Below are 12,545 nucleotides of genomic sequence, written 5' to 3' on the forward strand. Positions count from 1 at the left end.
CTGTCATCATTTAAGTATTAATATACTTTGTTGAAGGAAATTGAAAAATCAATTGGAATTCTCGTATAGAAATAAAAAAGCTTAATTCAGGGGTATGAACCAAACTTTTTTGTTATTCACAATCTTGGGATACAAAATTAAGTAGGGTTCGAATTAAAATATACTTCTTATTATGAGGAAACTGCGATTAGAAATAAAATTAAGTATTATTCCATTTGTTCTATACTTTCCTGTACTATTGCCACCATATCATCTTCGGCACCAAGACTAAAGTTTAAAAAAACACCTTGTCCCCCGCCAGCACCAATTGCTGAAATAAAAATATTACTGTTATAACCTACTACAGTAAGACTCAAACTTGCTCTGTTTCCATTTCTCATAAAATATTTATCATAAACCCGAACTGCTATTTTAGTATCTCCAATAGTGTAGTTGCTTTCATCAACTAATCTCATACTTATTCCGCTATTACCAATATCGTTTTGCAACTGATTAACCACTTTCTCAAATTGACCAATAATTGTCTTTTCATACTTTGCCAAGATTACCCCATCCTCCCCCATAATAATTTTCTCGCTATATAATACGATTGTTCATTATCCTCGGTTTCCTGTATGGATTTATTTTATTGAAAATTAACTTTTCTAACAATATTTTACAGTAAACTCACGGTAAATGCAGATCCCTGATGTGATTTATTATTGAATAAACCTCCCCCCTACAATAAGAAATGCTATTCTCTTTCTTGAAGAATAGCACCCGTCAAAAAGTTTTTAATTTGTTAAACAAATTTCCCTAAACATTTATATATCCTTCTAAATAAGATACAACTTCTCCAGACATTTTTACCGTTTCACCTAAATCAGTACAATATAGCTTTCCGCCTCTTTCTGATAATTGCAATGCGACAAATTCATCTTTATTCAATTTATTCTTCCAATACGGAACTAACGTACAATGAGCAGAACCAGTAACGGGGTCTTCATCTATTCCTGCCTTTGGTGCAAAAAATCTTGATACGAAATCTACTTCTTTCCCTTTAGCTGTCACTATTACACCAAAACCATCTAGTTTTTTTAGTTCATCCATATTTAATTCAAGATCTAAAATATCTTGTTCTGAATCAAATACCGCCAGATAGTCTCTTGCCTTATAGACCTCTTTAGGTTCTTTACCTAAACCTTTAATAAGTTCCTCTGGAGTATCACATTTTTCTCCTTCTCTAGAAGGAAAACTCAATGTAAATAGACCGCCATCCTTCGATACTTCTAAAAGTCCACTTTTTGTATGAAACTTTACATTCTTTAAATTTTCATCTAAATAAGTGCATATTACATAAGCAGACGCTAATGTTGCGTGTCCACATAAGTCTATTTCCCCTTTTGGAGTGAACCATCTTAACTCATATTCATCATCTTTTTTTACAAAAAATGCGGTTTCAGATAAATTATTTTCTGCAGCAATCTTTTGCATTAAATCATCTTCTATCCATTCGTTTAATGGACATACTGCCGCTGGGTTTCCTTTAAATTGTACTTTTGTAAAAGCATCAACCTGATATATCGGGATTCTCATTTTCTTAATCTCCTTGTTGTTCACTTAAACTAAGCACCCATGTACTCAACAAAATATGAATAATGACAACCCGTTATTTCTCCCATAGCTCAACCAGTCTGCCTTCAGGATCTTTAATCCAAATAAACTTACCAAATTCACTAATCTCTTGCTCCTTTACAAGAGGTACACCAATTTGTTCTAGATGCTCAATAGTCTCGTTTAGATTATAAACTTGGAAATTTAACATCACTTGCTGTTCTGTTGGGAAGTAAGGGTCATCTTCAGTAAAGAAAGAAAAGATCGTTTTATTTTCTGAATGGGGTTTAATAATGGTCCCATTCCAATTATCAATTTCAATCTTCAACACTTCACTGTACCATTTTTTTATGGCATCTAGATTTTTAGTCCTCCAAAATATTCCTCCGATACCTTTTATCATCATAATAAACTCGCTCCCATCTCTAATTTCTTTTATTTTTCCATTAAATAAGGAATTCAAGAAATAAAAACAAATTCCTTCTTTATACAGATAGGTAAACAGTCATTATTGTTATTTCACCATAAAAAAGAAGTCTATTGCTAGACTTCTTTTTTCACCTTATTTATTTTTCAACTCAAACTCTGCGACATTTTCCAAATGACTTGAATTGTGATGTATGTGGTAGAGTTTACCTTAGATATTATTAATCATTCTCTAGCACAAAGTTATCAAGGAATGCACGCACTTCATCTGTTGATTTCGTATTCATCAATTGATTTCTTAATTCACCTGCTCCACGGAATCCTTTGACATAAATTTTGAAAAAGCGATGAAGCCCTGAGATTGAACGTGGCAGTACTTCCGCATATTGATCTTGAAGATCAAGCTGCAGTCTTAAAAGATCAAGGTATTCTTTACTGCTATGCTCTTTTGGCTCTTTTTCAAAAGCAAAAGGATTTTTAAAAATACCTCGCCCGATCATAACTCCATCAATACCATATTGTTCAGCGAGCTGTAGCCCAGTTTGTCGGTCAGGAATGTCTCCATTGATTGTTAGCAGCGTATCCGGTGCAATCGCGTCACGAAGTTTCTTTATCTCCGGAATCAGCTCCCAATGAGCATCGACTTGGCTCATTTCCTTTCTTGTACGCAGATGAATAGAAAGATTGGCGATGTCCTGTTTCAATATATGCGTTAGCCACGCCTGCCACTCCTCCACATCCGTGTAACCTAGCCTTGTCTTCACACTTACAGGCAGTCCTCCTGCTTTTGCTACTTGTATTAAATCTGCTGCAACTTCCGGACGAAGAATCAGACCGGCTCCCTTCCCATTCGATGTCACATTAGGTACAGGACAGCCCATATTGATATCAATACCCCGAAATCCTAGTTCAGCCATACCGATACTCATTTTCCGAAAGTTTTCAGGTCTATCCCCCCATATATGAGCCACAATAGGTTGTTCATCTTCTGTAAAAGTCAAACGCCCACGCACACTTTGCTTCCCATCTGGGTGACAATAACTCTCCGAGTTTGTAAACTCTGTAAAAAACACATCAGGTCTGGCTGCTTTACTCACCACATGGCGAAAAACAACATCGGTCACATCTTCCATTGGTGCAAGTACAAAAAACGGTCTTGGTAATTCACTCCAAAAATTATCTATCATATATAAACTCAAACCTCTCTTATAAGAGTTAAACTCTCGTCTCAAATTTACATTGCAAGAATGTGCCTGCTTCTTTTAAAACATATACCATGCTTAAGCACTTTTTATCAAACTATAGAAAATTTTAAACATTATAAACCTTAAGTTCAACATGAAAAGTGCTAAGAAAATCAGTAAGATGCGATAGCTTGGGACAGAGGTTAAGTATATAATCCTGGTTTCTACTGCTTATTGTTTGAAATGCCCTTACTTCCTTACCTAAATATGTAGAAACAACCGTTTTAGGTGTTATTTCACTTTAACAATAATTTGTCTCCTTTACCGGGTCTCATTATAAACTACTTCATAAAAGAAATTTTAATGTGACAACGAGAACCATGCTATTAACATTAAGCAAAACTAAAAGATGTCCTAATCTTAAGAATTAACGCCTTTTTTCTTACTTTTCTAGTTGAGAATACCACTTGCAACCACGATGGTACTGTCCATTGTCCATATTCAATACATCTTTGTACATCCGTTACAGGAAACGTAAAAAGACAACGCCCCAGAGGGTTAGTTGCCTTTCTTCTTTAAAATGAGTTGTGAAACTCACTCCACGTGTGCAAAATGTATGTTCAACACATGAGGTGCTGGTGAGTCATATTTTTTTATTTATTCGCATCCTACCTTTTGCAACTAAATCAATAGTAAAATTCCATCCAATAGGATATCAAGTCCTATTAGGCCATTTTCCATCAGTCGCCAGAAAGCCACCGAACACTTACTCGGATTTGACTCTCCCCATCTAGTAATTAACGGGTTGCTAGGCAAGCAAAATAAAAAGGCCCCGGAACTTGCATCACCCGAGCCCAATCGTTTTGGTTGCTTTAATATTTCTCAATGACCTAAGGGTACCAATTTTGAAAGGCAATTCGAACGTCGAATTAAGACTCATCACAATCTTTATTAGCATAGATAACTATGTAATTGGTGTAAAGGTCAACGATAATCACAATAACTACTTATGGCTGAACATTTAACTTTGAGGGGACATATTTGGTTGTTTTGGTTCTACATCCTTAAATGCATCCTTAAATGCATCTTCTTTTATCTCAATTTCTTTATTCAAATTGTTTAATATCTCCTGTATCGGTTTTGCGTCTTTTCCCATAAGCGCTTGTTTGATTTGATCTTTCACCTCGCTTAATGGTGTCTCCTTTCTATCTGTTACCTTAATGATGTGATAACCAAATACTGTCTTGACCGGCTCGCTCACTTCACCTTTTTTCAATTTCATAGCCGCTGCAAGACAATGATAAAATGGCTAAAACTGGGATCATTTTCTTCATTATCTTCACTCCTACTTTTGGCAACTTCCCAAAGTCATTACCGCTGACGGATTTGACTTGATTTACCATCTAAATAAAAAGCTGAATAAGCTTTAAAATGCCTTCGATATTTTTATGGATATTTTAAAAACGTAACAATACAGGGAAAGAATAAATCAACCAATAATACCAATTGGGTTTTCCTGCTTAAATGAGGCGGGACAGTTCGCCTACTGTCCCGGCCATTTTATTGTTTTTGTTTCCTATGAGTATCATAAACTCACAAAATCGAGAAAATGGATATGAACAATGAAACCTTACCCTAGTTCAAGTTTGATAGAGAAGTCTATTCATTGATTTCCCATCTTCACGTTTTAAAAGTTTTTGAGCTCGTTACTCCCCGTAACAGGTCATCCCCGGCACAGGAGGTATATTCTGAACAGTGAATCTAACCTATTGCCAGATCTCAATCATTGCATCAGCATACGCTTTCAAACTGTTATACGCTTTTGCGGAGATTTGATTCGCATCTTTTTTAAGATCCAGGAATTCTTTAAAATCATTAATGTGTTTGACAACCTTATCCGCAGATTCTTTCTTTTCAAATTGATCGACGGAATTCAAATGTGCCTTCAATGCTTGCGCTGCACCTGCTTTGAAGGCTCCCTCGTTAGCAAAGCTATCAATAACAGAACTTAGACCGGTTGCGCTTAGGTTACCTGTCATAAGATTGGTCTCGGTAACGCTTTGATTAGAGTCTGTCTCTGAAGTAGCCGTAAAGGTAAGGTTTGCTGGAGCTTCCTTGCCCTTAGGAATTTTCACGTATACCGCTACATCGACAGTTGCTCCGGGTTCCACAGCAAGTACGTTGTGATCAAGTTGAACTGTCCAATCATCACCTGCAGAAGCGTTGATGCGAATAAGATCCTTTGCATCGCCGGTATTAGTAACATTAAAATGATAGACTGCCACTTTGTCCTGTACGGCAGGTTGTACAGTGTCAGCGCTTACATTTACTCCGCGTTTAAAGGCACCTGAGCCCTCCGTGTTACGGACAGCAACCTGATAACGAAGTACGCCGTCATTGTCTTTGTGTTTCCCTAAAATGTAGATATGGAGTTTATTGTACGGATCGACGTACTCACTGACAACAGTATCTTTGTCAATGGAACCATCGAATTGGCCCTTGACCAAAGTTGCCCCACTCCCGGCTTTAAATAAAGCGTCGGCAAGCTGTCGCTCATCCCCTAAGGAAAGCATAGATGTTGTGCCATCAGGTCTTATGAAGTCAGGCAGATTAATATCTTCCGGGTGGGAATCAATAATCCAGACACTCGGGGCAGTTTCTGCATTTTTCGTTTTGGAAATCAATACGCCGGCATCGGATTGGAAGGAGTCTGCACCGACACGATCCACCACTTCAAGGGTGTAGTTATTGTACAATCTATTGCTTATTATATCGTTACGCCAGTCACCGGCAAGGTAATTAGTTGGTGTTAAATCGTTCATGCTGATGTTGATACCGTGGAGTCCGGACCGGCCGAAATTATCGCCAATCGGCACTTCGCGTGCGATAATATCTGCAAACACCGGCCCAGATTCTTTTAATTCATCACGGTTTAGCTCAAGGACTTCATCATCGGATAGAAATCCTTGTTTCATCTTATTTCGCAGCGTATGTGGAGCCGGTAAGGATCCACCCTGGGTGGCAGGAATAAAATAGCGCGTATGCGGGCCACCCGGTCCATTGAAGCTTCCGCTGGCCATTAATTCCCAATTTCCAGCATATGACCGGACTGGAGGGACCCCGAATGGGTTGTTGTAATTATCACCAAGAGATTGAAGATGACCGAATTCGTGGGCAAATGTAGCCAAACCATTACTTTCGCCTTGAATAGAAACACGAATCGTTTTACCGTTGATCCTTGCACTTGATGCGGAAGACCATATTGCTTTGGCCGCAAAATAGGAAGTCCATGGTACATAACGAGTTTTTGTCCAGTTTGGCAGGTTTTCAAATCCAGGTAAATCCGGAGGTCCAAATTCATCAGGCACCGACTCTGGATTAAGGAACATCATTTCACCGAATTCCTGCCATACGGCTGATTCGGCATAACCCGAATGAACAATGAACGCAAAGTCATATTCATTTCCAGATGCATTTATGTCGTCTGTGGCCGCATTTATACCATCCTGAAAAAGGTTTCCTCTTGTATAGTTACTTGGCAATGCACCAGTATTATGACTGCTCTCAAGCCCATACTGAAATTCATTTTTATCCAACCGGTAGGGACCATAAGCATCAAGGGTTACGCCCCATTTTCCATAGGAGTTCTCCTTCCAAAAACTATCCATCGTTTGGTAGTTATTTAGGGCACTTGGCTTGGTGAGAAAATCCTTAAAAAACTCCGGAACGTCCTCACGGGGAATTGATCCGATGCCCCTTGGATTACCAGCTGGATCAGAACCTTCGGGATCGCTAAGGATAAACCCCAGATCAGGGAAATCTACTAGAATCAATGCCCCTCTCAATTCCCTCTCCGCTTTGATGTCTGGGGCTTTCCAGTCTATTCCCGGGATCGGATTATAGTCATTCCATGTCAGATAATCGGTAAGAACCCAAGACTGGGGATCCACATGTTCGGGCATTTTATCCAGCCCAGGGTCCGCTGCAAAAGCGGATGTTGATGACATCGCAAGTAATATCGTGGTTGATAATGCGGCAATCTTAATTCTCAACTTCAAAGTAATTTGCCTCCCTATTGGATAATAACCCACTTTTTATGTAGGTTTTTTATTTTCGAATTCCCCTTGATCATTACGTTATATCGTCATTTCTTTATCGTTATTAGCCCCTTTATCGCCTCCTTACCTTTCACAGCTTAATTCATTACCTGGGTTTATCACCCCCCTCAAGCCATTGACCATATGGTCATTAATCGGACAATTCCTACAAAAAATGCCAACACCTTCATGGAATCTACTATTTTGGTAAGCTTGGCAATTTGCAAATAAAAGAATCTATTGGAATTTTGCCAGTCGCATAAGTATGATGATGTCTTTATAAAATATTTGATAGATTCTTTTAAACCTTGGTTTTAATTCTAAGCAATGCATAGTGAAAATCTTGCCATCTACTGGCGTTATAAAAAACTTTTAATTGCCAAAACCCTACATATAACTTGTTTAATAATTGGGAATCGACGTATTTACCAGTTACCTTTCAAAGTATTTGTCAATTGTTCATGGATTTTGACCTGCTTTGTTGGAATATATTTGGTATAAAAAAACTTACCGATCCCTTTAATGATCAAGCCCATGTAGGGTCTGACATTTTATACCCTCGGATATTGGCCTGTTATGGAATGGTTGGAGTAGTAGATGGATACCGAATGTAAAATGTTCTATCATTTGGAACAAAGGTAATACTTCAGATACAAATGACAATCAGGGGATATCCAAAAATGATTGTCTTAAAATGCGGAGTTGGAGGATTAAAGACATAATATTACGCGTGTTGATTATCCAAAATTAGGAGGAAGTGATGTATCTCTTCGCAACTGAACCCATTCCTTTGTCCGGTTTTTAATCTTTTAGAAAATAAGACATAGGGTTTTTCTGCAAAATTACGGTAATTGGCGAAGAGCCTTACATTTTTACCTAAGAAAAAATCGATTGAATAGTATTTTACTATCTTCAAGCATCATGCTTGGGTGAGGTTTTTTAATTATGTAATTGTTGTAAAGCTCGGTGATAATCATACCAACTACTTATGGCTGGAATGAGCACAATGATCTACAGTTCATCGACGCCTGAAACCCTTAAATCATTGGCTCAAATTCCATCATATGACTATCCGGCCATACTAACCAATCAGCAATGACCGAATATTTTAACTTTGAGGGGGAAGCTTTGGTTGTTGCGGTTCCACATCCTTAAATGCATCTTTTAATGCATCTTCTTTAATCTCAATTTCTTTATTCAAATTGTTTAATATCTCCTGTACATGTTTTGCCTCTTTTCCCATAAGCGCTTGTTTGATTTGATCTTTCACCTTGCTTAATGGCGTCACCTTTATATCTGTTACCTTAATGATGTGATAACCAAACATTGTCTTGACCGGTTCGCTCACTTCATCTTTTTTCAATTTCATAGCCGCAGCAAGAAATGTCGGATCCATTTCCTGGCTTCGCCCGGAAAGATAGCCCAAATCCCCGCCTTCTGCTCCAGACATCTTATCCGTCGATTTTGTTTTTGCCAATTCGGCAAAGTCGGTTCCTTTCATTAGTTCCTGTTCAATTTCTTTAGCAGTTGACTCCTCATCCACGAGAATATGGCTGGTTCTCACCTCCGTGTATTGGTCTTTATTTTGTTCATAGTAATCTGTTATTTGTTTATCTGATACCGTCACCCCGTCTGTTGTTGCTTTAAAGAAATAAATGGATTGTTTAATATAATCCTTTAATTCTTTTTCGTTTTTAAAGCCCTGTTTTTGTAGGAACATGTTAAATCCATCATTATCACCGGCCTGTTCCTTTATATCGTCCAGCCGTTGATTCACCTCTTTATCAGACACCTCATATTTACCTTCCAAAATTTGCATATAGACCAACTTCTGAATCAATTCTTTTCCCCGCTCGGAACTCATCACTTCTTTATATAAATCATCTTTTGTGATATTTCCATAGCCCGTTTTAACAAGTACCTTGCTCCCTTCGCCAGAGGTTCGAGCCGAACAGGCACTAAGTAAAAATAACAATGATAAAATGGCTAAAACTGTGATCGTTTTCTTCAATTATCTTCACTCCTACTTTTGACTGCTTCCCAAAGTCATTGCCGCTGACGAATCTGACTTGGCTTTACCTGTCCCAACCATTCTATTGTTTTTGTTTCCTATGAGTATCATAAACTCACGAAAATCGAGAAAATGGATATGTAACAACGAAACCTTACCCGAGTTCAAATTTGATGAAGAAGTCTATTTATTAATTTCCCACCTTCACGTTTTATAAGTTTTTGAGTTTGTTACCTCCCGTACCAGGTCATCCCCGGCACAGGAGGTATATTCTGAAAAGTGAATCTAACCTATTGCCAGATCTCAATCATTGCATCGGCATACGCTTTCAAACTGTTATACGCTTTTACGGAGATTTGATTCGCATCTTTTTTAAGATCCAGGAATCCTTTAAAATCATTAATGTGTTTGACAACCTTATCCGCAGATCCTTTCTTTTCAAATTGATCGACGGAATTCAAATGTGCCTTCAATGCTTGCGCTGCACCTGCTTTGAAGGCTCCCTCGTTGGCAAAGCTATCAATAACAGAACTTAGACCGGTTGCGCTTAGATTACCTGTCATAAGATTGGTCTCGGTAACGCTTTGATTAGAGTCTGTCTCTGAAGTAGCCGTAAAGGTAAGGTTTGCTGGAGCTTCCTTGCCCTTCGGAATTTTCACGTATACCGGTACATCGACAGTTGCTCCGGGTTCCACAGCCAGTACGTTGTGATCAAGTTGAACTGTCCAATCATCACCTGCAGAAGCGTTGATGCGAATAAGATCCTTTGCATCGCCAGTATTAGTAACATTAAAATGATAGACTGCCACTTTGTCCTGTACGGCAGGTTGTACAGTGCCAGCGCTTACATTTACTCCGCGCTTAAAGGCACCTGAGCCCTCCGTGTTACGGACAGCAACCTGATAACGAAGTACGCCGTCATTGTCTTTGTGTTGCCCTAAAATGTAGAAATGAAGTTTATTGTATGGATCGATGTACTCACTGACAACAGTGTCTTTGCCAATAGAACCATCGAATTGGCCGGAGACCAAACTTGCCCCATTCCCAGCTTTGAATAAAGCATCAAGAGCTTGACGAGGGTCACCTTTGCCAACCATTGCTGTTGTACCGTCAGGTCTTGTAAAGTCCTTCAGATTGATATCTTCGGGATGTGAATCAACTACCCAAATGAACGGGGAAGTCTCCGCATTTTTCGTTTTGGCAATCAATACACCGGAGTCGGCAGCAAAGGAATCCGCACCAAAACGGTCTACCACTTCAAGGGTGTAGTTATTGAACAATCTATTGCCTATTATATCGTTACGCCAGTCACCGGCAAGGTAATTGGTTGGTGTTAAATCGTCCATGCTGATGTTGATGCCGTGGAGTCCGGTTCGGCCGAATTGACTGCCAATTGGTGCTTGACGCGCGACAATATCCGCAAACACCGGTCCAGATTCTTTTAAGTCATCACGGTTTAGTTGCAGGACTTCATCATCGGATACAAATCCCTGTTTCATCTTATTACGAAGCATATGTGGTGCCGATAAAGAAGCACCAAGGGTAGATGGAATCATCCAGCGAGTGTGCGTCCCACCGGGGCCATTGAATGATCCACGGCTCATCGTTTCCCAATAACCCGAATAGGTTCTAGGGTCAAGAGCCGCATTATTGTAGTTATCGCCAAGACCGCGGAGATGGCCAAATTCGTGAGCGAATGTGCCCATGCCATCACTTTCGCCTTGAATAGAAACACGAATTGTTTTGCCATTGATCCTTGCACTAGATGCGGCGGACCAAATAGCTTTGGCTGCGTACCAGGAAGACCATGGTACGTAACGAGTTTTTGCCCAGTTTGGCATATTTTCAAATCCAGGCATATCCTTCGGCGGCCCAAATTCATCAGTCACCGAGTCTTGATTCAAAAACATCATTTCGCCGAGTTCCTGCCATACAGTTGATTCATCATAGCCAGCATGAACGATAAACGCAAAGTCATATTCCTTTCCAGAGGCGGTTATGTCATCTGTAGCTGCATTTACGCCATCTGTGAAAAGGTTTCCTCTTTGATAATTCGATGGCAGGAAACCAGTATTATGACTGTTCTCAAGCCCATACTGAAATTCGTTTTTATCCAAACGGTACGGACCATAAGAATCAAGTGATACGCCCCATTTTCCATAAGAGTTCTCTTTCCAAAAACCATCGATTGTCTGATAGTTGTTGAGTGCACTTGGGACATTCAAGAAATTCTTCCACCATTCCCCAAGTTGTTCACGAGGAACAGCGTTGACTTGCGGATTACCGACGAGCTCTGAACCCTTGGGTTTGGTCAGGATAAAATCCTGATCCGGAAAGTCAACCAAAATCAAGGCCCCTCTAAGTTCGGTTTCCGGCTTAATATTCGTTGTATTCCAGTCAATACCCGGGACCTGATTATAATCATTCCACGTCATATTCTCCGGGTTCACCCATGACTGGGGATCCACTGGGCCGGGCATTGTATCCAGCCCTGGTTCCGCAGCAAAAGTGGCTGTTGAAGACATCGCAAGCAATATAGTGGTCGTTAATGCAGCAATCTTACCTCTAAGCTTCAAAGTGATTCTCCTCCCTCTTGGAACATTCCCTACTTTATGTAGGTTTTTGTTTTCAAACTCCCCTTGATGATTACGCTATGTCATCATTTCTTTATCGTTATTAGCCCCATTAACGCCCCCTTTCACAGCTTAATGCCTTACCTGGGTTTATCCCCCCCCTCAAAGCCATAAACCATATAGCCATAAATCGGACAACACATGCAAAAAATGCCAACCCCTTCATGAAATCTACTATTTTGTTAGCTTGGCAATTGCAAAAAAGAATCTTCCATCGGAAGTTTACTAAGCGCGTAAATATGATGATTTCTCTATAAAATATTTAATAGATTCTTTTAAACCTTGGTGATAATTCTAAGCATTATTTTGTGAATATTTTGACTATTTTTGTCATTTTAAAAAACTTTTTAATCGACAACACCCTTCATGCAACTTGTTTAATAGTTAGGAATCGACGTATATAACGGTTACCTTTCAAAGTATTTGTCAATTGTTCATGGATTTTGACCTGTTTTGTAAAGATATCTTGAGGGCGTGTGATGCAATTTAAAAGGAACTGTCGAGGATATATTTGTGGAAATTACAATAAACATGGTATTAATGCTTGTAGTGATCATTTGACAATAGAAGTTGACTTAATACTAGCTATTCTCTATAGAAT

Annotated in this window: 8 protein-coding genes and 1 pseudogene; all 9 read right to left on the reverse strand. The window is 39.2% G+C overall.

The features are described from left to right. Window positions 1-206: 206 nt before the first annotated feature. Window positions 207-542, reverse strand: coding sequence for a DUF6054 family protein (locus V7127_RS22565; RefSeq protein ID WP_335489894.1), 336 nt, complete (start codon window positions 540-542; stop codon window positions 207-209). 253 nt (window positions 543-795) lie between these two features. Further along, complete coding sequence (locus V7127_RS22570) at window positions 796-1,575, reverse strand: PhzF family phenazine biosynthesis protein (protein WP_335489897.1); 780 nt, start codon at window positions 1,573-1,575, stop codon at window positions 796-798. A gap of 73 nt (window positions 1,576-1,648) precedes the next feature. Then, window positions 1,649-1,996: a VOC family protein gene (locus tag V7127_RS22575; protein WP_335489918.1), complete on the reverse strand. Its 348-nt coding sequence runs from the start codon at window positions 1,994-1,996 to the stop codon at window positions 1,649-1,651. 244 nt (window positions 1,997-2,240) lie between these two features. Continuing rightward, entirely contained in the window at window positions 2,241-3,206 is a 966-nt protein-coding gene (locus V7127_RS22580; RefSeq protein WP_335489900.1) for a tRNA dihydrouridine synthase, read from the reverse strand. A 1,206-nt stretch (window positions 3,207-4,412) separates the two neighbouring features. Then, window positions 4,413-4,491 (reverse strand): annotated as a pseudogene (locus V7127_RS25965) (peptidylprolyl isomerase); the annotation flags it as partial. Further along, a complete protein-coding gene (locus V7127_RS22590; RefSeq protein ID WP_335489906.1) occupies window positions 4,466-4,606 on the reverse strand; it encodes a hypothetical protein in 141 nt (46 codons plus the stop codon). The gene V7127_RS22590 and the pseudogene V7127_RS25965, both read right to left, overlap by 26 nt. 363 nt (window positions 4,607-4,969) lie before the next feature. Further along, window positions 4,970-7,261, reverse strand: coding sequence for an FIMAH domain-containing protein (locus V7127_RS22595; RefSeq protein WP_335489909.1), 2,292 nt, complete (start codon window positions 7,259-7,261; stop codon window positions 4,970-4,972). Between the two features lie 1,147 nt (window positions 7,262-8,408). Then, window positions 8,409-9,311, reverse strand: coding sequence for a peptidylprolyl isomerase (locus V7127_RS22600; protein WP_335489912.1), 903 nt, complete (start codon window positions 9,309-9,311; stop codon window positions 8,409-8,411). A 290-nt stretch (window positions 9,312-9,601) separates the two neighbouring features. Then, complete coding sequence (locus V7127_RS22605) at window positions 9,602-11,887, reverse strand: FIMAH domain-containing protein (protein ID WP_335489915.1); 2,286 nt, start codon at window positions 11,885-11,887, stop codon at window positions 9,602-9,604. Window positions 11,888-12,545: the final 658 nt, after the last annotated feature.

Source organism: Bacillus sp. JJ1773, from assembly GCF_036962035.1.
Taxonomy (GTDB): domain Bacteria; phylum Bacillota; class Bacilli; order Bacillales; family Cytobacillaceae; genus Cytobacillus.

Coding starts and splice junctions, on each gene's coding strand:
- V7127_RS22580 (WP_335489900.1), bottom strand. CDS start 3,206: ATGATAGATAATTTTTGGAGTGAATTACCAAGACCGTTTTTTGTACTT.
- V7127_RS22590 (WP_335489906.1), bottom strand. CDS start 4,606: ATGGTAAATCAAGTCAAATCCGTCAGCGGTAATGACTTTGGGAAGTTG.
- V7127_RS22570 (WP_335489897.1), bottom strand. CDS start 1,575: ATGAGAATCCCGATATATCAGGTTGATGCTTTTACAAAAGTACAATTT.
- V7127_RS22575 (WP_335489918.1), bottom strand. CDS start 1,996: ATGATAAAAGGTATCGGAGGAATATTTTGGAGGACTAAAAATCTAGAT.